We start from the raw sequence: 24,996 nt of genomic DNA on the forward strand, positions 1-24,996 counted from the left end.
GCGGGAGGCGCTTTGATGCAGGGTAAAGTCGAAATCTGCGGCGTCAACACTTCCAAGCTGAAGGTGTTGAAAAATGATGAGACCATGGAGCTTTTACGGCGTACCAAGCAGGGAGACAAAGCGGCCCGGGAGGAGCTGATCGCAGGCAACCTCCGACTCGTCCTGTCCGTGATTCAGAAATTTCTGAGCCGGGGCGAAAATGTGGATGATCTGTTTCAGGTGGGATGTGTGGGGCTCATTAAAGCCATCGACAATTTTGATATCACACAGCCCGTCCGCTTCTCCACCTACGGCGTTCCCATGATCATCGGAGAAATCCGCCGGTATCTCAGGGACAACAGCGCCATCCGGGTGTCCCGCAGCATGCGGGACACCGCCTACCGGGTCCTTCAGGCAAAGGACAAGCTGATTGCCCAGACACAGAAAGAGCCTACTGTGGAGCAGATCGCCAAAGAGTTGGGCATCCCTCGGGAAGAGGTGGTCTTTGCCATGGACGCCATCGTGGACCCGGTCTCCCTCTATGAGCCAATCTACTCCGACGGAGGAGACACCATCTGCGTCATGGACCAGGTCAGCGACACCCGGAACACGGACGAGTCCTGGATTGAACAGATTGCGCTGAAGGAGGCCATGAAGCAGTTGGGTGAGCGGGAAAAGCACATCCTCTCCCTCCGCTTTTATGAAGGGAAAACCCAGATGGAGGTCTCCAGCGAGGTGGGTATTTCCCAGGCCCAGGTTTCGAGGCTGGAAAAAAACGCCATCAACACCATTAAAAAAAGCCTTTGAAGCGGCCGGCCGGTATTGTTGCCGGCCGGCTTTTTCCATCCTTTCATGGTCGGTCCAGATAAGCCTTCATCTCATCCATGCGCCGCAGGGCGCTCTCCCTGCCGATCTCATAAAGAGCCTTCAGCTTCTCCGTATCCCGCTCCACCCGGGACACCATCACCGGGTCTCTTGGCCGGATGACGAAAACCCTTCCGGCGCGCTCCAGCCGATTGATCTTCACCTGGAGCTCATTGTAGTGAACCGGCACCTGGTTCAGCCGCCAGAGCAGCATGGGGTAGTCCCGGTACATCCGCTCATAGGCCATCCTGGCTGCCCGCCGCACCGGCCTTTTCCGGTATCCCTTCTGCCGGGTCAGCACAAGGACGATTTTTTCGTACCCCTCCTGAAGCGCCCACTCCACCGGGATGGGCATGGCAACGCCGCCGTCCAGGCAGCGCTTTCCATCCACCTCCACGATTGGGGCCAGCAGCGGCAGGCTGGCGGAGGCGCGGGCGGCCAGCAGGATGTCCTCACTGACGCCCTTTTCATGGACCGCCATCTCCCCTGTCCGCACATCGGTGGAGACAGCCGCAAAGCGCTGCGCGGACTCTTCAAAGGCCTTTCGGTCCAGGGGCACCAACGTGTCCGACACTTCGCCGAACAAAAAGTCAAAGTTGAAGACCGAATGCCGCCTGACCAGGTTGCCCAGCCCCATATAGCGCTTATCGTTGGCAAATTCCAGGTTGATCTTTGCCGTGCGGCCGATCTGCCCGGACAGGTAATTGATCCCGCACAAAGCGCCGGCGGAAACTCCGGCCACACAAGGGAAGAGAATCCCCTTCTCCATAAACACGTCAAGGACGCCCGCGGTAAACTGGCAGCGCAGGGAGCCTCCCTCCAAAATCAATGCTGAATTTTCGTTCAAACCGTCTCTCCTTGGTATGGAATCATCCGTAATTTCCTGAACCGCAGCCGATTCACAGGAAACGATCAGGCAGGCGTGCATGCACGCCTGCCTGCATGTTATTTCTTAAAGCTGTCCTTTAAGGACACACTGCGGTTGAAGACCAGGCGGCCGGGCTCAGAGTCCTTGTTGTCCAGGCAGAAATAGCCCTGACGCATAAACTGAAAGCTGGCCGGTACAGCCGCCTCCGCCATATTGGCCTCCACCTTGCAGCCCTGAAGCACCTCCAAAGACTGGGGATTGATATAGTCCAGGAAGTTCTTGTCCGCCCCGTCGGGGTCGGGGTCGGTGAAAAGGTTGTCGTAGAGGCGCACCTCCGCATCCAGGGCGGTGGCCGCGTCCACCCAGTGGACGGTGGCGCCTTTCACCTTGCGCCCATCGGCGGGGTCTCCGCCGCGGCTGTCGGGATCGTACTCGCAGAGCACCTCGGTTACATTGCCGTTCTCATCCTTGACGCAGCCCGTGCAGGTGACCAGATACGCGCCCTTCAGCCGCACCTCGTTGCCAGGATAGAGGCGCTTGTACTTGGGCACCGGCGTCTCAAGGAAGTCGTCGGCCTCAATAAAGAGGTTGCGGGAGAAGGTAATCTCCCGGGTCCCGGCGGATTCGTCCACCGGGTTATTCTCCACCGCAAAGGTCTCGGACCGGCCTTCGGGGTAGTTGACCACGGTCAGGCGGATGGGCCGCAGCACCGCCATGGTGCGCTTTGCGGTCTCGTTCAGATCCTCCCGCAGGCAGTGATCCAAAAATGCGTACTCCACCGTGGAGTCGGCTTTGGCGACGCCGATGCGCTCGCAGAAGTTCCGGATGGAGCGGGGCGTATAGCCACGGCGGCGCAATCCGCACAGCGTGGGCATGCGGGGGTCGTCCCAGCCGCTGACGTAGCCCTCCTCCACCAGCAGGCGCAGCTTGCGCTTGCTCATGACCGTGTGGTTGATCCCCAGACGGGCAAACTCGATCTGCCGGGGATGGGAGGGCACGTCGGTGTGCTCGATCACCCAGTTATAGAGCGGCCTGTGGGCCTCATACTCCAAAGAGCACAGGGAGTGGGTGATCCCCTCCAGCGCGTCCTGGATGGGATGGGCAAAATCATACATGGGGAAAATGCACCATTTGGTGCCCTGGCGGTGGTGTTCAATATAGCGGATGCGGTAGAGCACCGGGTCGCGCATGTTGAAGTTGCCGGAGGCAAGGTCGATCTTTGCCCGCAGCGTCTTGGACCCCTCTGGAAACTCCCCGTTTTTCATCCTTTCAAAAAGGTCAAGGCTCTCCTCAATGGGGCGGTCCCGGTAGGGAGACTGGGCGCTCACGCCGATGTCACCCCGCATGGCCTTGAACTCCTCGGGGGAGAGTTCACACACATAGGCCAGTCCCTTTTTAATCAGGCCCACAGCCAGCTCATAGGTCTTTTCAAAGTAATCCGAGCCGTAGAACATGCGGTTGCCCCAGTCAAAGCCCAGCCAGTGGATATCCTCCTGAATGGCCTCCACATACTCGTTGTCCTCTTTGGCGGGGTTGGTGTCGTCAAAGCGCAGGTTGCACATGCCGCCGAACTTTTCGGCCATGCCGAAATCGATGGTCAGCGCCTTGCAGTGCCCGATGTGCAGATAGCCGTTGGGCTCCGGCGGGAAGCGGGTGTGAACCGTCATGCCTTGGAACTGGCCGCCCTCCGCAATATCCTCTTCAATAAAAGCCTGAATAAAGTTCTTGCTTTCCGGCGCGTCTGTCATTTTGATTTCCTCGGCCATGTCTTGTTCATCCTTTCTCCATTTCTGCGGTAAAACATAAAGTTTATTATACAGACACCAGCCTCAAAAATCAAGGAAAAAGCGGATTTGCGATTTACAGCCATTTACAGCCAATCCTCCACCACGTCCCACAGCGTGGCCGGCGTAACGGCACCCGCCTGGAGCAGCGAGAGCAGCTCTTCAATCCTGCTTTGGGATGCGGTGATATTTCCGATGGCGGCACAGTCTCCGCCCTCCCACTCGATTCTGACGCCATAGTGCTCCGTTTCCCGCTCCGTCTCCTCCACCAGCAGATAGTACTCCAGCTGCGTTCCGTCAAGCGGTATACATCCGATCAGCTGATCGCGCATAAAAAAACGCTCCTTTCTTCCGACCTTTTGTACACTGTATGATACCCTGTATCCACTCAAATTGTACCAGCCCCGTCAAGAGAAACTCTGTCGAAATTTGGCGTTTTTTCTGCAAATTTATTCAGTGAGCGTTTAAAGCCCATGCGGACGCAAAAATTCCTCCCGGCTCATCAGCAGGTTCAGCGCCTCCAGTAAGCCGTTGGTTGTCAGATGTTCCGGCAGCTCCAGCCGCCTCAAGAGCTCCAGCCGTTTTTCCCGGCTGTCCGGCCCGCCCGTAAGGCCCGCCGCATAGAGGTCTGCCTTGGTGATCGGCGGCCCTTTCGGCTCCTCCCCGCCCTCTTCAAAGGTGGCTCCGGAGCGGCGCAGGGCGTCCAACAGCACCTGAGGCGCCATGCCCTCTACGCCAAGCTTGCCCTCTTTTCCGCCCCGGCGCTTGCGGCGCTCCTTACCGGGGACATCCGGGATGTAGGCCTGCTTCACCCGGTCCCGGGGCAGCGCGCCTTTGAGATAGTTGCGGATGACAAACCCCGCGCCGTCGCTGTCGGTAAGGAGTATAAGCCCGCGGTTTTGGGCCAGGCGGCGCAGGAAGACCAGCTTCTCCCGGTCGTTGAACACCGAAAATCCCCCGGTTTCCAAAATGACGGCATCCACCACCTGGCTGAGGGCATTTTTATCGTAGCGGCCCTCCACCACGATCACTTCTCTGATCTTTGGTTTCATGCCCGCTTTGTCCCCAGACGCGTCAAAAGGAGCTTCAGCTCCCCCTCGCTGTCGATGCCCTTTTCGCTCTTCATCCGCCTGTCCAACTTCTGGCACATCTTCACCGCGTCGTCGCACCAGGCGGCGGTGGTCTTCCCCGCCACGTTCATCAATAGCCTGGCTGGATAGTCGGAGCGCATGCCCCACAACTCCATCAGCCAGTATTTATCCTTCCCATTGTCCAGGGCGATGCGGGCCGTGTAGATTTTGCGGATTTCCTTTCCAATGGCCGCAAGGATCAGGATAGGCTCCTCCTGCTCTTTCAAAAGATCTCCAAGGATGACGGCGGCCCGGTCGTACTGATTGGCGGTGATGGCGTTGGTAATGTCGAACACCCGGGCGTCCAGCACCGGGTCCGCCACGGCGTTGATGTCCGCTATGGTGACCTGCTTTCCCCGGGCGTAGGCGCCGATCTTCTCGATCTCCGGCACAAGGCCGGTCATCAGCCCGCCGCAGGTAAAAATCAGATGCTCGGCGGCCTGCTTGTCGATCTCCTTCCCCAGGGCTTTGAATCGCCTTCCGATCCAGTTCAGCAGATCACCGGTGCCCTGGGCGGGAAACTCCACCACCTGGACATGCTCCTCCATGGCCTTGCAGAGTTTTTTCATCACCTTGTTGGGCTTATAAAAAATCAGGTCGTAGACAAATATTAGACAGCAGTATGGGGGAAAATCGCTCAGCAGCTCGATGAGCTTTCCCCGCTGGTCCTCTCCCAATTTGAAGAGGTCGCAGTCCGTCACCACCACCAGCGTCCGTTCCGACAGCATGGGCAGCGCCTCCACCGCCTCCGCCAGGGATTGGATGCTCAGGGCCTTTCCATCCAGGCGGTGGTAATTGAACTCCTCAAACCCGGCGGGGACCAGTTTCTTCCTGACCTCGCCCAGGTAATACTCCCGGAGATAGGTCTCCTCCCCGTGAAATACGTAGACCTGGCCAAGAGTTCCCGCGTTCAGGTCATTTTTCAGCTTTTGATAGCTGTCGCTCTTTTTGACTGCCATATGCTCTCCTCAATTTACCGATATATGTATGGTTCCCTGAAGGTCTGTCCGAAAGACTTCCACATCCTCTAACACCAGACGCCGCAGCGCCTCCTTGGACGGGTGGCCGTAGCTGTTTTCTCCTGCGCTGATGACGGCCGCCTCCGGCATGACCGCCTTCAGGAGTTCCGTGGAGGTGGAGTGCCGTGAGCCATGGTGCCCGGCCAGAAGGACCTCCACATCCGGAAGAGGGACCGATTCGATCAGCTTGCGCTCTGTTGCGCTGTCCATATCGCCGGTGGCCAGCAAGTCAAACTCCCCGCAGGAGCACAGCGCCGTCAATCCCTCTTCGTTGCTGCTCCCGCTTCCCACCGGCGGATAAACCGTAAGCTCCGCCTCGCCCAGGGCATAGCGCCGCTCCTCCGTAATTCCTTCCACCTGAACGCCATGCTCTTGCGCAAGCTCCCGCAGCGCTTCACCGTACTCACTCTCAATCTCCGGCACCAGCATCGTCCCCACGTCCACCCGGGCAAGGAGCCTTTCCACTCCGTTGGCGTGGTCCGTGTCGTAGTGGGACAGCACCAGATAGTCCAACTTGCGCTCCCCAATGGTATTCAGGTAATCGGCGGCCGTTCCGCCCGCGTCCCGGAACGTGTTTCCGGAGCCGCAGTCCACCAGCGCGGTCCGGCCCCGGGAGACCATCAGCACACTTTGGCCCTGGCCCACATCCAATACAAAGAGGTCCATCTTCCCGCCAGTCATCTGCTCTTCCGTCATATGGACGGTCAAAATCAGCGTCAGCACGCATCCGGCGGCGGCAAAGATGTATCTGCGCCTGGGCGCCCCGGACACCGCGCAGATGCCGAAGGCGGCATAGGCGTAGACCAGCCAGTACTTGAGATATCCGCTGCAGAAGTAGAGGGCATGGTAGGGAATCGCCGAAAGCAGACGGGCCGCGTCCAATACATACCAGCCAAGTCCCGCCGAAATGAAAGATAATGCCTGGCCCAGCGGGAGGCAAATATAGCTGACAAGCACGGCCATCAGTCCGAAGAGGAACTGGCCGCTCACCGCCTCCAGGCACAGCAGGTTGGAGAGCGGCGCAACCACCACGAAAAAGTCAAAATAGTAGGCGGAGAGCGGAATGGTGAAGACCAGGGCGCCGGCCGTTACGGCAAAGCTGCCCGCGATAAACCGAATTACCCCTCCGTGTTCGCCTTTGGGCCAAAGCTTAGGCGTCAGCCACAGGATTCCCGCCGCGGCGGAAAAGCTCAGCTGAAGGCTGATGCTGGCGGCGGCAAAGGGATTTTGCAAAAGGATCACAAGAAGCGCCGTGGCCAGCGATGTGGGCGGGTCCCCATCCCGCCGGAACAGCGGCGCCGAAAGGAGGCATCCGTTCATCACCACGGAGCGTACCACCGAAGGCGTACAGCCCACCATCAGCATGTAGAGCACCAGCACGGCCATGCCCACCGCCGCTTTCAGCCGGCGGCGGTGTTTCCCCGTGAGTGCCGTCACCAGACTTAGTAGAATCGTGCAGTGCATACCGGAGACCGCCGTCACATGGTAGAGTCCGCTCTCCTCCAGATCGGAGGAGAGGTGTTCGGGCATATCGCCGCGGTCTCCGGTGAGAAGCGCCCGCATCATGGACCTGCTGTCCCCTGTGAACAGCAGGTCGATCTGATCCTGAAACCTCTTTTTCAAATGCAGCGAAAGATAGCGGGCCGAACCCCGGCCCGGTTCCACTACAGCCTCTCCCCTGCTGTAGGCCAGCAGCCAAACTCCACGGGAGGTGAAGGTCGTAAGCTCGTTTCCGCGGATGCTGGAGGCGTCCGTCAGATAGACGTCGCCGGTTACAGCATCACCGGGAGACAGCGACAGCAGTTTCTCATCCCCGTAGTAAACCGCCTTGCCGAAAGGACCTATCCGCACCGTCACCTTTGCGCCGAAGGTGGAGCGTTCCGGCCAGGAGCAGACCTCCATGGTCAGATTGCGCCGCAGCGTCTCCGCCTGACGCAGATAAGGTTCCTGAATCACCTTGGCATAGCCCCAGGAGTAGACAAGTCCAATCCCCACGCCGATCAAAATCAGCATCACCCGTGTCCGCCGGAAACCGCGCAGAAAGGAGGCCGAGATACCAAGCGCCAGCGCCCCGAGCCCCGCCGCCATCACATACCGGCCGGGCAGCAGATACTGGACCGCAAACACACCCACGGCAAAGGAAAACCCAAAAGCGGCAAGCTTTCTCATTTCCGTTTTGGCTGCGCGGGATCGTCGGTCCGCCCAAGAAGATAGTCCGTGCTGACCTGATAGTAGTCAGCCAGCTTGTCCACGATCCAGACCGGCGTCTCCCGCTCTCCGCTCTCGTAGCGCCGGTAGACGCTGCGGTGCATATTCAGATAGTCCGCCAGCTCCTGCTGCGTTCTGTCGTGATCTTCCCTTAAATCCCGAAGCCGTTTGATTTCCATACGCATCACCTATAAAATGTTACCAATCGGAAACATTTTCTTCATGCTATTGTGCCCATCCGGAGCCATTCCAACGCAAAAGAAATGGAGCCTGCGCTCCATTTCTTTTTCCGCTCTTAGCCCGGAGGCCAGGTCATATCGCGGCCGCTGAGCACGTGAAAGTGCAGATGGGGCACGCTCTGCCCCGCCTGCTCGCCGATGTTGGACACCACGCGGTAGCTATTGAGGCCCAGTTGCGCGGTGAGCCTGGCGATCACCTCAAAGATGTGGGCCACCACGGTGCTGTTTTCCGCGCTGATACCGGCCACGGAGGCGATATGGGCCTTGGGGATCACCAAGAAGTGGGTGGGCGCCTGAGGCGCGATGTCGTTGAACGCATAGCAGACCTCATCCTCGTACACCTTGCCGCTTGGGATTTCCCCCGCGGCGATTTTGCAGAACAAGCAATCGGACATGTGGACTCCCTCCTTTTATGATGAGATGGAAGCTTCAGATAAATTGATTCCGGGCGGGATCATAGTAATAATCGATGGCGGCAAGAGAAGCGGTGACGGACGACTGGTCCGCGTCCAGCGCGGCGCAGAGCTCCTCCAGGCTGTCATAATAATCCCGCAGCTTGGCATTGACAAAGCTCAAAAGAATGGCAGGGTCTCTTGGAACCATACGTTACAGCCCCAACTTGGCGGATACGAAATCGTCCACCTGTGCCAAAGCGTCATCCAACTTCAAAAGGTCGCTGCCGCCGCCCATGGCACTGTCGGGCTTGCCGCCGCCCTTACCGCCGCAGATCGCACATACATGCTTGACCAGCTCTCCGGCCTTGATCCCCTTGGCCACGGCCTCCTTGCCGCAAACCGCCAGGAAGGTGATCTTATCGCCGTTGACGGAGGCCAGCACGCCCACTGCGGCAGGTTCCTTATCCCGTAAAAAGTCTCCCATCTGACGCAGTGTGTCAGCGTCGGCGCCGCTGCGGTTTGCGGTGATGATTTTGATGCCTCCCACGGATTTGGCCGACATCAGGCACTGGCGGGCCTCGCCCAGACAGTTGGCGACCTTGAATTTATCCAGGCTGCGGCGCAGCTCCTTCATCTCTGACATCTGCTGCTCCGCCTTGGCGGCCAGCTCACCGGGATTGGTCTTCAGAATCTCCGCCGCGTGGAACAGCATCTCCTGGTTCTTGTTCATCACCTCCAGAGAGAGCTTGCCCACAGTGGCCTCGATGCGCCGCACGCCGGAGGCCACGGACCCTTCGGACTTGATGCGGAAGGGCCCGGCCTTGGCGGTGTTGTTCAGGTGGGTGCCGCCGCAGAACTCCATGGAAAAGTCGCCCATCTCCACCACGCGGACCGTGTCGCCGTACTTCTCGCCGAACATGGCCACGGCGCCCTTCTTCTTAGCCTCCTCAATGGGGAGCACCTCCGTCACCACGTCGTACCCCTCAAGGATGGCGTCGTTGACCAATCGGTCGATCTCGGCCAGCTGCACTGGTGTGATGGCCTCAAAGTGGGTGAAGTCAAAGCGCAGCCGGTCCGGCTCGACCAGGGAACCGGCCTGGTGCACGTGGTCGCCCAACACCTTTTTCAGCGCCGCGTCCAGAAGATGGGTAGCGCTGTGGGCGCGCATGACGGCCTTGCGGCGCTCCGCGTCGATGGAGCACTCCACACTGTCGCCCACCTTCAGCGTGCCGAATTCCATCACGCCCGTGTGGAGGAACTTGCCCGCCTTGTCTTTTTGCACGTTGCTGACCCGGAACAGGGTTTCCCCGCCCAGGCGTATAACACCGTGGTCGGCCACCTGGCCGCCCATCTCTGCATAAAAAGGCGTCCGGTCCAGGACGATCATGCCCTCCACGCCCTTGACCATCTCCTCCCGGAGCTCGCCCTCGGCCACCATGGCCAGGATTTTGCCGGTGCCCTCCAGGCGGTCGTAGCCGGTGAACTCCGTGGGAGTCGTGTCCAGCCCCAGGTCGATACCTGCCCAGGCCAGATCACCCAACGCTTCCCGGGCCTTCCGGGCGCGGACGCGCTGGGCCTCCATCAGGGCGTTAAAGGCGGACTTATCCACCTGCATGCCCTCTTCTTCCGCCATCTCCACCGTCAGGTCGATGGGAAAGCCGAAAGTATCATACAGCTTGAAGGCGTCGGCGCCGGAGAATACCTTCTCCCCCTGCTCCTTGTGGGCAGCAAGCATTTCCTCGTAGATCCGCATGCCGCCGTCGATGGTTTTGGCAAAGTTTTCCTCCTCGGTGCGGACCACCTTGGTGATATAGCCCTGCTTTTCCCGCAGGTCCGGGTAGGCGCATTCATTTTCATGAACCACGGTGTCCACCACATCATACAAAAAGGCATGGTCGACGCCCAGAAGCTTCCCGTGGCGGGCGGCGCGGCGCAGCAGGCGGCGCAGCACATAGCCCCGGCCCTCGTTGGAGGGCAGCACGCCGTCGCAGATCATCATTACCGCGGAGCGGATGTGGTCGGTGATCACGCGGAGGGACACATCTGTCCTGTGGCTCTCGCCATAGTGGGCGCCGGTGATCTCGCTGACCTTGTTGGTAATGTTCATCACCGTGTCCACGTCAAAGAGGGAGTTCACGTTCTGCACCACGCAGGCCAGACGCTCCAATCCCATGCCCGTATCGATGTTCTTGTTCTCCATCTCCTCATAGTGGCCCTCGCCGTCGCCCACGAACTGGGAGAACACGTTGTTCCAGACCTCGATATAGCGGTCGCACTCGCAGCCCACGGTGCAGCCCGGCTTGCCGCAGCCGTGCTCCGGGCCCCGGTCATAATACACCTCGGAACAGGGGCCGCAGGGGCCGGCGCCGTGCTCCCAGAAGTTATCCTCTTTTCCAAAGCGGAAAATCCTCTCTTTCGGGATGCCGATGTCCTTGTTCCAGATTTCAAACGCCTCTTCGTCATCCAGGTAGATGGAGGGGTACAGCCGGTCCTCCTCCAGTCCCACCACCTTGGTAAGAAACTCCCAGCAGTAGGGAATCGCCTCCTTCTTAAAATAGTCGCCGAAGGAGAAGTTGCCTAACATCTCAAAATAGGTGCCGTGGCGGTCGGTCTTGCCGATATTTTCAATGTCGCCGGTGCGGATGCACTTCTGGCAGGTGCATACCCGGTTGCAGGGCGGCTCCTCCTCCCGTGTAAACCAGGTCTTCATGGGCGCCATGCCGGAGTTGATGAGCAGCAGGCTGGCGTCGTTGTGGGGAATCAGAGAAAAGCTGGGCAGCCGGAGATGACCCTTGCTTTCAAAGTAGCTGAGAAACATCTCCCGCAGTTCATTGAGCCCATAGTAGGGATGTGACATCGTTTCTTCCTCCTGTTATCTTCCAGTTCAATCGCAGTTCAGCGGTTCTGTCAAATCAAAAGAGTCCCCGCCCCTATGATAGGGGCGAAGACTCTGCTTCACGGTACCACCCTAATTATTCCCGCCGGAGCGGGACGTCTTAAGCGTCCGGTAACGGGGACAGGCCGTTCCGCTCCTCGCGGACTGCTCAAAAGCGGCTGCTGTGCGTCGTGGGCAAGGGGCTCCCACCATTCCCCTCTCGCTTGGCCTCGTTCGCACGGCTGACTTTTTCACTGCGTTTGACTGATTACTTGATTATTATACCCGTTTTCATTGGATTGTCAACGCTTTTCTTCCGTTTACCGGATATTTGCGCCGAAGAAGGACAGCAGGTGCACCAAGGGCTTCCACAGCCCCGGATGATGCCGGAGCAGAAACTCCTCCACCTGGGCCTTTGTCAGCCCGTCTCCCCAGAGCAGCACATGGGCGCCCTCGGCGTCCTTCCCCACCGCGGTCTCCGCAAAGGCCGCAACGCCAACGGCGATCTCCTTTGCCGCGGAGGCAACGCCGCAGGTCCAAACCCCCACGGCGCAAGAGCCCACGGCCACGATGCCAACCGAGAGCGCCCCAAAGGATACTCCGCCCACCGCAAGGGCTCCCACGGCGGCAAGGCCCGCTGAGAAGGCGCCCAGGCCAAAGAGCCCCACCGAAAACGCACCGATGGCCACCACGCCCACCGCCGCGTTCCCAATGGCGATGATGCCTCGGGCCACGTCGTCCCGGCCCATCATCCTGCGGCACAACCGGATGGACACCAGTGGCAGGCCGAAGACCCTTGCGGCGCTGGTGTATCGGTAGCCGCGAAACATCCGGTGAAGCTCAGCCACCTGACGCTCCATACGTGTCTGGGCCGCCGCGTCCTCCCTGTCCCCTTCCTGACGGGGGCGCTCCTCATCCCAGGTATTTTTTACCAAATAATCCACACTGACGCCGAAAAGCTCCGAGAGGGCAATCAGCTTTCCCAACTCCGGCACGGCCGCACCGGACTCCCACTTGCTCACCGACTGGCGGGTAACGCCCAGGCGGTCCGCTATCTGCTCCTGTGACAGACCCCTCCGTTTTCTCTGTAAGGTCAGTTTCTCTGAAAATTCCATTGGTTCCTCCCACTGTTCAAGATGGCTCCACCATATCTTTCAATTGAGAAAAAGGCAAGAACGCGGCGGGTGGAACTTTGTCAACCCACAGTTGCAACCCTTGCGGCGCAGGGTTTACCAGACCCCCATCAGATGCTGGACTCCAAGGCTAACGCCGGCAATGGCCACCCAGCAGCAAAAGCCCATGAAGATGGGCTTGCCGCCGGTCTTCACCAACTTCACTATGTCCGTGTTCAATCCGATAGCCGCCATAGCCATCACGATGAAAAACTTGCTTGCGTTTTTCAGGAAGCCCACCACAGCCGCCGGAATGGGCAGCAGCGTGGTGACGATGGAGGCCAGCAGAAAGAGCAGAACAAACCAGGGAAATATCTTTCTGATATCCACCTTGGCGCCCTCCCGCCGCCCGGCCTGACGGGTGCGCCGGAAGGCCAGCACCAGCGTAATGGGGATGATGGCCAGGGTGCGGGTCATCTTCACAATGGCGGCGGTATCCAGTGTGTTGCTGCCATAGATGCCGTCCCAGGCCGCGGCCGCCGCCGTGACGGAGGAGGTGTCGTTCACAGCCGTGCCGGCAAAGAGGCCGAACCCCTCGTTGGAAAGGCCCAGCATACCCCCCAGCGTGGGGAAAATCAGCGCCGCGATGACGTTGAACAGAAAAATCACAGAGATGGCCTGGGCGATCTCCTCATCGTCTGCCCCGATCACCGGGGCGGTGGCGGCAATGGCGCTGCCGCCGCAGATGGAGGACCCCACGCCGATCAACGTGGAGATATTGCCGTCCATATGAAGTACGCGGAACAGAATATAGGCGACAATGAGAGACGTGGCAATGGTGGAGACGATGATGGGCAGGGACTGCCCGCCCACCTTCAGCACGTTCCCAAGGTTCATGCCAAAGCCCAGCAGGATCACCGCCAGCTGCAAAATCTTTTTGGAGGTATAGGTGATGCCGGATTTGGCCTTGCCCTGGTCCTTCCAGAAGAGGGCCACCACCATGCCGATCAAAATGGCGAACACAGGACCCCCCACCACTTCCAGCCGTTTGCCCAACAGCCAGGCCGGCACGGCGATCACAAGGCATACCAACAGACCCGCGGCGTTTTTTTTGATAAAGTTCATTTCTCTTCCCCTTTTATGTACTCATCCAATCAACGGAAAACAGGGCGTTCAGCCCTGTTTTCCATCCATATCAATCAGCTTTCTTCCGCGATTCTGCGGCCCATCAGCACGCCCATCACGGAGGCCATCATCAGTCCGCGGGTCCAGCCGGAGGAATCCCCCAGGCAGTGGAGCCCTTTCACATTGGTGTTGAAATCCGTGTCCATCTTCACCCGGTTGGAGTAAAACTTCAGCTCCGGGGAGTAGAGCAGCGTCTCGGTGGCGGCAAAGCCGGGCACCACGTGGTCTACGGCCTGGATGAAGTTGATAATGTTCATCATGGAGCGGTAGGGCAGCGCGGCGGTAATGTCGCCTGCCACGGCGTCGGGCAGCGTGGGACGGACGTTGGACTGAGCCAGCTCCTTCTCCCAGGTGCGTTTACCGTCCAGAATGTCGCCGAAGCGCTGCACCAGGATATGTCCCGCCCCCAACATGTTGGTCAGCTCGCCCACCTTCTGAGCGTAGGAGATGGGCTGGTTGAAGGGGTGGGAAAAATTGTGGGAACAGAGGATGGCCAGGTTGGTGTTGTTGGACTTGAGGTCCTTGTAGCTGTGGCCGTTGACCACGGCCAGGTCGTTGTCGTAGTTCTCCTGGGCCACGAATCCGCCCGGATTCTGGCAGAAGGTGCGGACCTTGTTTTTAAAGGGCTTGGGGTATCCCACCAACTTGGACTCATAGAGCACCCGGTTGACGGTCTCCATCACCTCATTGCGTACCTCCACCCGGACGCCGATGTCCACGGTGCCGGGCTGGTGGGCGATGTTGTGCTCCGCGCAGATGCTCTCCAGCCAGTCGGCTCCACGGCGGCCGGTGGCCACGATGGTGTGCTTTGCGTAAATCTCCATCTCCTGATCCCGGTTGGAGATAATAACGCCCTTGCAGGTGTCCCCATCCAGGATGATGTTGCTGCACTCGTAGCCGAAGAGCATCTCCACTCCCTTTTCCTGAAGGAACTTCTCAATGGCCAGATAGAGCCCCTGTGCCTTTTCCGTGCCCAGATGGCGGATCGGACAGTCCACCAGCTTGAGTCCCGCCTGGATGGCACGCTTGCGGATTTCTTTGACCTCCTCCGTGCTGCCGATGCCCTCCACATGAGTGTCCGCGCCAAACTCCAGATAGATCTGGTCGGTATAGTTGATGGTTTCCTGAGCCAGGTCCGGTCCGATCAGATTGGGCAGGTCGCCGCCTACCTCATAGCTCAGCGACAGCTTTCCGTCGGAAAAGGCGCCTGCGCCGGAAAACCCGGTGGTGATATGACAGTAAGGCTTGCAGTTCATGCAGTGTCCGGTCTTGTCCTTGGGACAGTGGCGGCGCTCCACGCTCTGTCCCTTCTCCACCATCACAATCTTCTGCTTCGCGCCCTTTTTGATCATCTCCAGCGCGGTAAAGATGCCGGCGGGGCCTGCTCCCACAATGACAATGTCAGCGTTCATATTGTCCTCCTATGTTCATTCGGTATCCCGATTTTGCTCACTCTCCGGCTCCACACCCTCCCAAAACCCATCAAAGAGGGAGGGCTTCAGTCCGGGGCGCCGGGACAGCTCCCGGCGCGCTTCTATCATCATACGAAAGATTTCCTCCTGTGTAAAGGGGCTGCTTTCCTGGGCCTGCTCCACCTTCAGTTTGGGGCAGGCCTTCATCAACCGGTCCATCATGGTGGGAGACACCCGGTCCACGATCATCTCTTCATAGATTGCCGCCCGCACATGGGGTTCAATCTCTTCAAAGCAGGTGAAGTAGGCGTCTATGTAATCCATAAACTGCTTCATCTTCTCCGGATCATCCAGAAGGGCCGTCAGCTTTCCGCCGGTCTCACTCTTCTCCTCCCGGCGAAGGGCCTCCCGGACTTTTCCCACCGCCCGTTTGACCAGGTCCGTGGAAAGGTTTCCCACGATCCCACTGGCCGCCGCCACTGCCACAAAGGTGAGAAACTCATCGAACGGCGTCAGCGCGTAGTGCCTGGTGATCGCTCCCTCCGCGGCAAAATCCTCCTCATACTTCAGGCGGTACTGATAGCCGTAATCCACCGCCTCTCTGGCCCGGTCCACAATGAGGTGGTAGCGGCGGGAGGACACACGATGGCCGCACTCCGGACAGCAAATCCACTCCGTCTCCCCGGATTCAAAGATGTTGGCGCAGTGAAAGCATATTCTTTTACGTTCTTCCCTTAGGCGCATGGTACCGCCTCATTTCTCTCTGTCCTTGGGGGAAAGCTCCACCGCATGGCGCACAATGGAGTACTTCGGAACCGCAGCGGGAAGCTGCATGCGAAATTCCATCTGAGGCGTGCGGGGCTCGTACAGCGGAGATCCCTCTTCATCTTCCATCACAGGAACTACCATGGAAAATGGCTTTACATCCGGTCCTACGACCTCCACCGTGTCGCCGGCAGAGAACTTATTGCGCAGGGATAGAACCGCGCCGCCGGAGGGATCGCAGTCCATCACAATGGCGCAGACCTGCCACTCCCGGATATAGCGGGAATCCGCATAGTACTGGCCCGGCTCACCGTAGAAAAAGCCGGTGGAGTAGTGGCGGTGGCTGACATGCTCCACCTCGTCCCGCCAGACCGGGTCGGGCCTCTCCCCACGGGATGCCGCGTCAAGGCAGTGGCGGTAGGCCCCGGTGACGATGGCCGCATAGTAGGCGGATTTGGCCCGCCCCTCGATCTTCAGGCTGTCGATCGGGACAGACATCAGATCCTCCAAATGATCGATCATGCACATATCCCGGGAATTCATAATATATGTGCCCTTTTCGTCCTCGAACACCGGGAAGTATTCCCCGGGCCGCTTCTCCTCCATCAGCGCATACTGATAGCGGCAGGGCTGGGCGCACATTCCGCGGTTGGAATCCCGCCCCGTCATATAGTTGGACAGTAGGCATCTTCCCGAATAGCTGACACACATAGCTCCGTGGACAAAGGCTTCGATCTCCAGCCGGGCCGGGGTCTTCTCCCGGATGCCCCTGATCTCCTCCAGGCTCAATTCCCTGGCCAGGATGACGCGGCTGGCGCCCAAATCGTACCAGGCCCGGGCGCACTCGTGATTTGCAATGCTTGCCTGGGTGCTGATGTGCCGCTGGCAATGGGGCGCGTAGCGCTCCGCCAGGCGGAATACGCCCAGGTCCGCCAGGATCAGCGCGTCCACTCCCGCCTCTTCCAACCGCTCCAGGTGGGCGGGCAGCTGCTCCACCTCGCCGCTGCGGGGCATGGTGTTCACCGTGCAGTGGACACGCACGCCGTGGTCGTGGGCATAGCGCACTGCCCGGGGCAGCTCCTCCGCCGAAAAATTTCCGGTGAAGGAGCGCATCCCGAAGGCAGTTCCCGCCAGATACACCGCGTCGGCCCCATAGAGCACGGCCATCCGCAGCTTTTCCATATCTCCCGCCGGACAGAGCAGCTCCGGCTTTTTCTTATCCGCCATACTGATCGCTGCTGGTAAAGGCCTGATGCTCTTTCAGCGTGGCAAAGAAGTGGTGCTTCCCATCCTTGCCCAGGGCATAGTAATAGGATTCCGTGCTCTCCGGATTCACCGCCGCCTGCAGGGCCGCAAGGCCCGGGTTGGCGATGGCCGTGGGCGGCAGGCCCTGGTACTTATAGAGGTTGTAGGGAGTATCGGCCTTCAGGTCTTCGTTGGTCAGGGCTCCGGTGTGATCCGGCAGGCCATAGAGCAGCGAGGCGTCGATTTGCAGCATGCGATAGGTTCCGTGGCTTCCGGAGTCCGCAAGGCGGTTGTAGATGACCGAGGCGATCTTACTCTGATCCGTACCGTCCGTCTCCTTTTCAATGAGAGAGGCGATGATGACGATCTGCTGCATGGAGTAGCCGGAATCCTCCGACTGCTTGCGCATTTGCTCGTCAAACTTGGTGTTGAAGTTTTTGATGAGACGGCCCAATGCGTTGGCGGGATTCTCATTGAGGTAGAAGTCATAGGTGTCCGGGAAGAGATACCCCTCCAGCCGACTGACATCGCCTAAATTCTGATTGTCGATGAAATCATAGTCAAACGCATAGTTCTGTGCCGCGTCCGTCAGCGCGTCCACCGTGTTTACACCGTTGTCCGCAAGCAGCTGGATGATCTGCCGGACCGTATAGCCCTCCGGAATGGTAACGCGCACCGTGTCCGTGTTCAAACTGCCGGAGCCGTTCTTCATAGCCACGATCAAAGCCCGGTAATCCATATCGCTGTTGAGCTCATAGGAGCCGATCCCAATGCTGTCCTCGGCGCCGGCCACCTTGGCAAAGAGCCGGAAAAACCATTTGTACTGGATCAGCCCCTCGTCTTTCAGCTTGCCTGCCACAGATCCCAGCGTATCGTCCGCCGTCACTTCAATGGTGGTGGTCACCGGCTCCTTGTTAAAGGAGCACAGGTCGTTGGCCAGAAGCCATCCCACACCGGCCAAAATGGCGGAGGAGAGCACCACGACCAGCAGATACAGCACGACGTTTGCCGCCCGCGTGCCCCGCCGGCGGGGATGCTGCCGCTCCTGACGATAAGAGTCCGACTGGGAACGGACCTGTTTTGCGTCCCAGCCTGTAGTGTCGTTTTGTTTGCCCATATACTCAGCGCCTTTCTCCGCCGCTGGAGCCGCGGCGGCAAAAATCTTTTGTTGGTCAAGTTCCCAACCGTCACCTCACGCATAAGATGGTCTATAGAAAACAAGGTGAGGTGACAAAACAATGTGGTTCAATAACTCCAACAATTGCTCCTGCATCTGGCTGATCGTGATCATCGTCCTGATTTGCTGCTGCTGCGGAAACAGCGGTTCTACCTGCGGAAACAGCTGTGGCTGTGGATGTGGATGCGGGAACGGCTGCGGCAACAACTGCGGAAACGACTGCTGCAATCCCTGCTGCTGATCCCTGTGCAAAAAAGGGCGCGCCGCGTCCTTTTTTGCCGTTTCGCTTTGGGACAGCCCCTACAGAAGCCGCTGGATCTCCCGATAGACCTCGTCCTCGATGTCCTCCGCGCTGCGGACCCTCCCGCCGGAGGCGCACTGGATCACCTTCCAGCCCAGGTCCCTTGCGATCTGGCGGGCGTTTTCCCGGCAGGCGCGCAGGTAGGCCTCGTTATTTTCATGGATATCGGCCTGGGTTCCGGTCTGCCGCTCTCTTTGACGCATCATCTGTCCGCTCAGTTCCGTGGGCAGGTCCAGGTACAGCACCAGCGCGGGCGCGGGCAGTCCAAGCAGCCTGTACTCAAAGTCAAAGAGCCACCTGAGATAGGCCTCCCGCTCCGCTTGCGCAAGCTTGGACGCCTGATGCACGGCATTGGAGGTGGTATAGCGGTTGGCAACGACCAGACCGCCTCCTTCGTAAAAAGGACCCCAGTCCTGCTTATAAGAGGCATAGCGGTCTATGGCGTAAAAGGTGGAGGCCGCATAGGCGTTCACATCCCCGGGATTCTTTCCCAGCGCGCCGCTGAGATACTCCTCCACCATGGCCGCGGAAGGGGCCCCGTAGCGGGGGAAATCGATCTCCCGAAACGCCATACCCTGCCGCTCCAGCCTCCGGCACAGCAGCCTGGCCTGGGTCGCCTTTCCTGAGCCGTCCGTACCCTCAAATACAATCAGCTTCCCGCTCATCCCTTTTTCTTCCCTTTCTGGCCGTAAACATGCACCAAAAACAGGGGCAGCTTCATCATCCGCCCAATGCGCCGCGGCTCCTTGAGCAGCCGGTAAAGCCACTCCAGCCCCATGCGGCTCCATACGGCGGGCGCGCGCTGCACCACGCCGGCAAACACGTCCAAGCTTCCGCCCAGTCCGCAGAGCAGACGGGCGCCGGTGGCCGGGCCGTACCGCTTCATCCAAAGCTCCTGCTTGGGCGCGCCCAGGCACACAAAGACCACGTCCGCGCCGCTGCCGGCAATCTCCGCCACCACCGGCTCATCCTCCTTGAAGTAGCCGTCGTGAGTGCCGGCAATCACCAGATCGGGATAGGTCTCCTTCAGCTTTTCGGCCGCCTGCTCCGCAATGCCGGGCTTAGCTCCCAAAAGGAAGAGGGACTTCCCCTCGGCGGCCAGCCGCTCCATCAGGTGTGCCGCAAACTCAACGCCAGGCGTTTTCTCCTTCAGGGGCGTCCCTAAAATCCGGGCGCCTTTGACCACACCCACCCCGTCAGGCAGCACCAGATCCGCCCCGTTCACCGCTTCGTTTGCGGCGGGATTTTCCCGGCAGACCTCCACGATCTCAGGGTTTGGCGTCACCACATAGTGGCACCCGCCCTCTGCAATCAGCTTCATCCCCTGTTCCACCGCCTCCGCCATGGTCAGGTTGTCAAATCCAACGCCCAATACATCTATGCGCACGGAAACACCTCTTCAACACAAAGTCCATTTGATTTTACCACAGAAACTTCTCTTTGTCCAACCAAAACAAAAAGCGGGCATGCAGGCGCATACCCGCTTTTTTCCTATGATTCCACCGTCAGGTCCTCTTCCTTCTTTTTCAGGGGGATCGGCGGCAGCTGGGCCAGCACCACCGCCACCATCATCAAAAAGCAGCCTAAGTACTCCCTCCCGCTCATCTGATCCTTCAGAATCAGCGCGCCGGCCACCGCGGCAAACACGGACTCCAAACTCATCAGCAGCGCGGTCACTGTGGGGTTGGACTCTCGCTGGGCCAGAATTTGAAGGGTGTAGGCCACGCCGCTTGGGAAAATACCCATGTAGAGGATGGGCCAGAAGCAAAGGCGCAGACCCTCAATGGTCCCCGCGTCAGGCGTTTCAAATAGCAGCATGCCCAGCAGCGCCCACACAGTGGCCACCGCCAACTGCACAAGAGAGAGCTCTATGGAATTCACCCTGCCGTCATAGTGGTCCACCACCAAAATATGCACCGCGAAAAAAATGGCGCAGAGGATCACAAACGTATCGCTGAGCGAGACGGAGAAAGACTCCGTTATGCAGAGAAAATACAGTCCAAACACGGCGGAACCCATACCCATCCAGACAAGCGGCGTCACTTTTTTATGGAGGAACAGCCCTAAAATCGGGACCACCACAATATAAAGGGCGGTGATGAATCCGGCCTTTCCGGCGCTGGTGCCGCCCAGTCCCGCCTGCTGCAAAATGGTGGAGGCGCCCAACAGCGTTCCGCAGAGCGTTCCTGCAGTCAAAAGCGCCTTCCAGTCCCTGGGCCCGCGCTCCTTGTCCTGCTTCCTCTGCCGGACCTCAATGACGGCCACAATTCCCCCCATCACCAGCGTGGCAATGACGAACCTTGAGGCGGTAAAGGTAAACGGCGAGACATATCTTGCGCAGATGCTCTGGGCTACAAAAGCGGTTCCCCATATGAACGCCGCCAGCACAGCGCACGAGTTCTGGCGGAGGTGGTTTGTCCTCATATTTGCTTGCTCCTCATACAATAAAATGTTACAATACGGAAAATGCTATCACAGAGGTGTGGAAATGGCAATACTTCACCGGAAATTTTATAGCGGAGACACAGTGGAGACGGCCCGGGCGCTTCTTGGAAAATATCTGGTGCGCATCCGGGATGGCGAGCCTCTGGTCTGCCGCATCACCGAGACCGAGACTTACGTGGGGCGCATGGACAAGGCCTGCCACGCCTACGGCTATCGCCGCACCCCCAGGACGGAGACCTTGTTCGGCCCTCCCGGCCACGCCTATATCTACCTCATCTATGGGATGTACCACTGTCTGAACTTTGTCACAGAGCCGGAGGGGGAGCCCGCCGCCGTGCTGATCCGCGGCCTCTCCCCGGTCTGGGGCGAGCAGACGATCCGGCGTCTCCGGTTCGGCGCCATAGAGGACAAGCGGCTCAGCGCGTATCAGCGAAAGAATTTTCTGAACGGCCCGGGCAAGGTCTGTAAAGGCTTATCACTTACCAAACTTGAAAATGGGCTGGATCTCACCGCCCCTCCCCTGTTTGTCTGCGACCGTGCGGAGGATGCCGGCGTCCCGGGCGACGCGCATCTTTCCCACCGGATTCATGTCAGCAAACGGATCGGCATCGACTATGCCGAGGAGGCCGTGGACTTTCCGTGGCGGTTTTATCTGGAGGAAAAGGAGTGAAAACGGATGTTTTTCTTTGATTTGGACGGCACGCTGGTGGATTCCAACGGAATCTGGAAGGACGTGGACCGGGCGTTCCTTGCAAAGCGCGGCCTTCCCTATACCCATGCCTATTATGAGGGTGTGGCCCACACCATCTTCCCTCTGGCCGCCAAATTCACCAAGGAGTACTGCCGCCTGGAGGAGTCCTGTGAGGAGATCATGGCGGAGTGGATGGAGCTGGCCAAGGACGCCTATGCCCACCACGTCCCCATCAAGCCCGGTGTCCGGGCCTACCTGAAAAAATGCCGTGCCGAGGGGCGCAGGATGGCCGTCATCACCTCCAGCGTTCCCCAGCACTGCCGGGCGGTGCTGGCCCAGCACAAGTTAGAGCCCTATTTTGAAGAGATTTTTTTCGCCCACGATTTGGGCCTTGAAAAAAAAGACCCGGAGATTTTTCTGCTGGCCGCCCAAAAATCCGGCGTGGAACCGGAGCGCTGCACCGTGTTCGACGACTCGCTTCAGGCCTGCAAAGGCGCCAGGGCCGCCAGGATGCGGGTGGTTGGCGTCTACGACCCCTTCTTTGCCGCGGATGAGCAAGCCATGCGGGAGTTTTGCGACGTGTACCTCAAAAGCTTTGAGGAGCTTCTCTGAGTATCCTTCCGGCAAAAGAGCATCCCGCTCCGGGTAACCCGGAGCGGGATGCTCTTTCCCTATATTCTGTCGTTATGATCTGATTGAGCTCTTTTAATCCCGTATGTTCCGCCTATGGACCATATTGAGATTGCCATTTACTCGCTGACCTTTTTCCGCATCAGCACCACAAGGCCGCCCAGGGAGCTCAGCATGGCACCGAAAAACAGCAGACTGCCGTCTCCCGTCTTGGGGGCATCGGCCAGAGGAACCTCTTCCTCCGGGATTTCAGCGCTCTCCTCAGGCGCAGCCTCCACCTCAGGCAGATCGCCCATGGGGACGTCCTCGTCCACAATGGTCTCCGGGACAGTGGGCGTTTCGCCGGAAGGTTCGTCGGAGTTGTCTTCATTGCCGCCGGGAGTCGGTTTTTCCTCCGGAACCTCGTCGCCCCGCAGCGCCACATAGAGGTAGGAGCTCTCCGCCAGGCCATCGTTGGCCGCAAAGGCCGCGTCGGCCTTCGCCAGGCTCTCCTGGCCCGCGTAATCAAAGGCCGCGTTGGCATCGTCGTACTGGCTGAAGCGCAGCGTATCGTCGCTGGTCTGGATGCGGAAGATCCCGGTCTGGCCGGTGGTCACAGCCGCGCAGATGTATCCGGCGGGAAGGGTGACGCTCCGGCCAGCCATGTTCACTGTGTTCTCCGCGTTGGAGGCGATCATGGCGCACGCATCGGCATCATTTTTTTCGTAATAGGCGCTCTGGCCCAGCGCCTCCTTGGAGAAGGACAGCACTCCCTGTTCCACCAGGAATCTGGCTTGGATCATGGGCGCCACGCCGGAGACGTCGGAGCTATGTCCCCCGCCAAGGTCAACGGCCCATTTGCCGCCGTTGGAGAGGGCCACCACAGAGCAGGTGCTGTCGATGGAGATTTCACAGGGACCGTAGAAATCGGTGATGCCGCGGCTTTCGGTGGATTCGCCGTAGGAGGAGCCGGGGCACCAGCTGCCATAGGCGCCGCTGCCGATGGCGGACGCGCCGTTCTTGTTGATCTCGCTCTTGCTCTCCAACACACCGCCTAAGGCGTAGACGGAGGAATTTTTCTCAATGCTGATCCGCACGTTGCCGAACCGGTACCCGGCGCCGATGGCCGCCGCGCCCTGGCCGGCAATGGCCTCCACCGTGCTGTTCGCAATGGTGACGGAGGAGTTGGTCTCGGCATTGCGGCCGCCCAGGTCGTCGGTGCTGGTGGTGCCGATGGCGGGACCCAGGGCGCCGCCCTTGGCGCTGACGGTGGAATCGGTGATGATGATCTCCACATCGCCGGTGGCGTTGGTGTTGTAGCGGCCCAGTCCGATTCCGGCGCCGCCGCAGCCTCCGCCCAAAATGCCGGAGAGGCTGGAACGGTCAATGGTGATGGTGCCGCAGTTGGACCAGCAGGAGGAGCCGATGGCCGCGCTCTTGTTTCCGCCCACCGCGCTGAGAATGGTGGTGCCGGTGATGGTGATGTCGCCGCAGAGGCCCGTGCCGTCGGAACCGTCGCTGTTGTATTCGTTGGGGCCTTTTCCGCCGCCGCCGATGGCGGGGCCGCCATCGGGGCTGTTCCTGTTGGAGTCGGTCTGGTTTTCATAGCCCGCCCAGGCGCCCTGAACGCGGACATTGCCGACCTGGGACAGTTCGATGGAGCCGCTGTTGCCATTGGCGCTGCCGATCCCCGCGGCAAAGGAGCCGTACCCCTGTGCAGTGAGAGCGCTCAGGGAGCCCACAGATATCTCACCGCTGGAGCCATTGGCGGCAGTGCCGCCGATACCGGCGCCGGAAGCGTTTTCATCGCTGCCGTTGCTGCCGATGGCGGTGAGGCTGCCGTCCCCGGTGATGACCAGAGCGGAGCCCGCAGGCACCGCGATACCCGCGCCGCCGTTTCCGCCGGTGAGGTACACGTCGCCCACCACGGTGAGTTCCACGCTGCACCCCTCGCCGATCTCAATGGCGGAAAGGCCGCTCTCCAGTTCGCCGATGGTCACATTGTCCAGAGTCAGGGAAACCTCCAGGGCCTCGTCGCTTCCGCTCACGATCTGCACATTGTTCTCACCGATTCCGGTGCCGGAGATGGTGTAATCGCCGGAGGCGTCGATCACCACCGCGGCGGTGTCGTATTCCAACTCGCCGCTCTCGTCCTGAACCAAAAGACGGCCGATCTCCTCTGCCGGTGCGGAAAACAGGGAAATCCCTTCCTCCAAGCCGATTTCGTCCTCATCCTCAGAGGGCTCAGTCTCCTTGCCTTCCTCGTCCTGGATATCCTCCGAACCGTTCTCGACGTCCTCCGCTTCCTTGGAAGGATCACCAGGCTCGGCACCCGCTTCTTCAGAGGGCTCGGTATACTCATCATCTTCTTCGGCGGAATCGGAATCCGCTCCGCCTTCCGGGTTGAGCGTGTTCTCCGTCTTCTCCCCGGCGCCGGCCTGATCCTGGCTCTCCTCGGCGAAAGCGGTCAGGGAGATGGCGGACGCCATCACGGTCAGGGACAAAAGGATTGCAAACAGTTTCCTGCAAGTATGGTTCATCACTTGATTCTCCTTATCAGTCAATGTCGTGTCGTTGGGATTATCTTACATGGCACTGGTTACGGGAGAGGATATATTTTATAAAGTTTCTTTCAATTTGTAATAATAATTAGAAACATAACACCAGAGGGAACTGCGGCAGTCCCCTCTGGC

General features: G+C 59.4%; 24 protein-coding genes. 4 read left to right on the forward strand and 20 right to left on the reverse strand.

Going from position 1 to position 24,996, the window contains the following annotated elements; genetic code table 11:
- Nucleotides 1-15 precede the first annotated feature (15 nt).
- Nucleotides 16-786, forward strand: a complete 771-nt coding sequence (sigG, locus tag KQI82_RS10345; RefSeq protein WP_216632677.1) for an RNA polymerase sporulation sigma factor SigG — start codon at nt 16-18, stop codon at nt 784-786.
- Nucleotides 787-829: 43 nt separating this feature from the next.
- Here the strand turns inward: sigG and KQI82_RS10350 are convergent, their stop codons facing one another.
- The 16 genes from KQI82_RS10350 to mltG form a co-directional block, all read right to left on the reverse strand.
- Nucleotides 830-1,690 (reverse strand): patatin-like phospholipase family protein, encoded by an 861-nt coding sequence (locus KQI82_RS10350; RefSeq protein ID WP_241426693.1) that lies wholly within the window; start codon nt 1,688-1,690, stop codon nt 830-832.
- Between the two features lie 98 nt (nt 1,691-1,788).
- The gene (locus KQI82_RS10355; RefSeq protein WP_216632679.1) at nt 1,789-3,477 is read right to left on the reverse strand and encodes a glutamine--tRNA ligase/YqeY domain fusion protein; all 1,689 of its coding nucleotides are present in this window, start codon (nt 3,475-3,477) and stop codon (nt 1,789-1,791) included.
- A gap of 104 nt (nt 3,478-3,581) precedes the next feature.
- Nucleotides 3,582-3,827: a DUF6514 family protein gene (locus tag KQI82_RS10360; RefSeq protein WP_216632680.1), complete on the reverse strand. Its 246-nt coding sequence runs from the start codon at nt 3,825-3,827 to the stop codon at nt 3,582-3,584.
- A 132-nt stretch (nt 3,828-3,959) separates the two neighbouring features.
- On the reverse strand, nt 3,960-4,547 hold the full coding sequence (locus tag KQI82_RS10365; RefSeq protein WP_216632681.1) for a ribonuclease M5: 588 nt from the start codon (nt 4,545-4,547) through the stop codon (nt 3,960-3,962).
- Entirely contained in the window at nt 4,544-5,584 is a 1,041-nt protein-coding gene (gene holA / locus KQI82_RS10370; RefSeq protein WP_216632682.1) for a DNA polymerase III subunit delta, read from the reverse strand. Before holA ends, KQI82_RS10365 begins: the two co-directional genes overlap by 4 nt.
- A 9-nt stretch (nt 5,585-5,593) precedes the next feature.
- Nucleotides 5,594-7,813 (reverse strand): DNA internalization-related competence protein ComEC/Rec2, encoded by a 2,220-nt coding sequence (locus KQI82_RS10375; RefSeq protein ID WP_216632683.1) that lies wholly within the window; start codon nt 7,811-7,813, stop codon nt 5,594-5,596.
- Complete coding sequence (locus KQI82_RS10380; protein ID WP_216632684.1) at nt 7,810-8,031, reverse strand: helix-turn-helix domain-containing protein; 222 nt, start codon at nt 8,029-8,031, stop codon at nt 7,810-7,812. Before KQI82_RS10380 ends, KQI82_RS10375 begins: the two co-directional genes overlap by 4 nt.
- Before the next feature lie 116 nt (nt 8,032-8,147).
- A complete protein-coding gene (locus tag KQI82_RS10385; protein WP_216632685.1) occupies nt 8,148-8,486 on the reverse strand; it encodes a histidine triad nucleotide-binding protein in 339 nt (112 codons plus the stop codon).
- A 34-nt stretch (nt 8,487-8,520) separates the two neighbouring features.
- Nucleotides 8,521-8,694, reverse strand: coding sequence for a DUF4250 domain-containing protein (locus KQI82_RS10390; protein ID WP_216632686.1), 174 nt, complete (start codon nt 8,692-8,694; stop codon nt 8,521-8,523).
- A 3-nt stretch (nt 8,695-8,697) separates the two neighbouring features.
- Nucleotides 8,698-11,343, reverse strand: coding sequence for an alanine--tRNA ligase (gene alaS, locus KQI82_RS10395; RefSeq protein ID WP_216632687.1), 2,646 nt, complete (start codon nt 11,341-11,343; stop codon nt 8,698-8,700).
- A gap of 338 nt (nt 11,344-11,681) precedes the next feature.
- Entirely contained in the window at nt 11,682-12,476 is a 795-nt protein-coding gene (locus KQI82_RS10400) for a helix-turn-helix domain-containing protein (RefSeq protein WP_216632688.1), read from the reverse strand.
- Nucleotides 12,477-12,590: 114 nt separating this feature from the next.
- Nucleotides 12,591-13,598 (reverse strand): YeiH family protein, encoded by a 1,008-nt coding sequence (locus KQI82_RS10405; RefSeq protein WP_216632689.1) that lies wholly within the window; start codon nt 13,596-13,598, stop codon nt 12,591-12,593.
- A gap of 74 nt (nt 13,599-13,672) precedes the next feature.
- On the reverse strand, nt 13,673-15,070 hold the full coding sequence (locus KQI82_RS10410; RefSeq protein ID WP_216632690.1) for an NAD(P)/FAD-dependent oxidoreductase: 1,398 nt from the start codon (nt 15,068-15,070) through the stop codon (nt 13,673-13,675).
- Nucleotides 15,071-15,085: 15 nt separating this feature from the next.
- Nucleotides 15,086-15,814: a hypothetical protein gene (locus KQI82_RS10415; protein ID WP_216632691.1), complete on the reverse strand. Its 729-nt coding sequence runs from the start codon at nt 15,812-15,814 to the stop codon at nt 15,086-15,088.
- 9 nt (nt 15,815-15,823) lie between these two features.
- A complete protein-coding gene (locus tag KQI82_RS10420; RefSeq protein WP_216632692.1) occupies nt 15,824-17,062 on the reverse strand; it encodes a peptidase U32 family protein in 1,239 nt (412 codons plus the stop codon).
- Nucleotides 17,052-18,197 (reverse strand): endolytic transglycosylase MltG, encoded by a 1,146-nt coding sequence (gene mltG, locus KQI82_RS10425; RefSeq protein WP_216632693.1) that lies wholly within the window; start codon nt 18,195-18,197, stop codon nt 17,052-17,054. Before mltG ends, KQI82_RS10420 begins: the two co-directional genes overlap by 11 nt.
- Nucleotides 18,198-18,318: 121 nt before the next feature.
- On the opposite strand from mltG, the gene KQI82_RS10430 reads away from it, so the two are divergent.
- A complete protein-coding gene (locus tag KQI82_RS10430; RefSeq protein ID WP_216632694.1) occupies nt 18,319-18,498 on the forward strand; it encodes a hypothetical protein in 180 nt (59 codons plus the stop codon).
- A gap of 59 nt (nt 18,499-18,557) precedes the next feature.
- Here the strand turns inward: KQI82_RS10430 and KQI82_RS10435 are convergent, their stop codons facing one another.
- The 3 genes from KQI82_RS10435 to KQI82_RS10445 all read right to left on the reverse strand — a co-directional run bounded on the left by KQI82_RS10435 (nt 18,558) and on the right by KQI82_RS10445 (nt 20,982).
- Nucleotides 18,558-19,223, reverse strand: coding sequence for a dTMP kinase (locus tag KQI82_RS10435; RefSeq protein WP_216632695.1), 666 nt, complete (start codon nt 19,221-19,223; stop codon nt 18,558-18,560).
- Complete coding sequence (locus tag KQI82_RS10440; RefSeq protein ID WP_216632696.1) at nt 19,220-19,945, reverse strand: WecB/TagA/CpsF family glycosyltransferase; 726 nt, start codon at nt 19,943-19,945, stop codon at nt 19,220-19,222. Before KQI82_RS10440 ends, KQI82_RS10435 begins: the two co-directional genes overlap by 4 nt.
- Nucleotides 19,946-20,049: 104 nt before the next feature.
- The gene (locus KQI82_RS10445) at nt 20,050-20,982 is read right to left on the reverse strand and encodes a DMT family transporter (protein WP_216632697.1); all 933 of its coding nucleotides are present in this window, start codon (nt 20,980-20,982) and stop codon (nt 20,050-20,052) included.
- 64 nt (nt 20,983-21,046) lie between these two features.
- On the opposite strand from KQI82_RS10445, the gene KQI82_RS10450 reads away from it, so the two are divergent.
- Together KQI82_RS10450 and KQI82_RS10455 are read left to right on the forward strand one after the other, a co-directional pair.
- Nucleotides 21,047-21,673, forward strand: a complete 627-nt coding sequence (locus KQI82_RS10450; protein WP_216632698.1) for a DNA-3-methyladenine glycosylase — start codon at nt 21,047-21,049, stop codon at nt 21,671-21,673.
- A 6-nt stretch (nt 21,674-21,679) separates the two neighbouring features.
- Nucleotides 21,680-22,306, forward strand: coding sequence for an HAD family hydrolase (locus tag KQI82_RS10455; protein WP_216632699.1), 627 nt, complete (start codon nt 21,680-21,682; stop codon nt 22,304-22,306).
- A 137-nt stretch (nt 22,307-22,443) separates the two neighbouring features.
- Here KQI82_RS10455 and KQI82_RS10460 read toward each other — a convergent pair whose 3' ends face one another.
- Nucleotides 22,444-24,843, reverse strand: coding sequence for a hypothetical protein (locus KQI82_RS10460; protein ID WP_216632700.1), 2,400 nt, complete (start codon nt 24,841-24,843; stop codon nt 22,444-22,446).
- Between the last annotated feature and the right edge of the window lie 153 nt (nt 24,844-24,996).

It is taken from the genome of Dysosmobacter acutus (genome assembly GCF_018919205.1).
GTDB classification, from domain to species: Bacteria; Bacillota; Clostridia; order Oscillospirales; family Oscillospiraceae; genus Oscillibacter; species Oscillibacter acutus.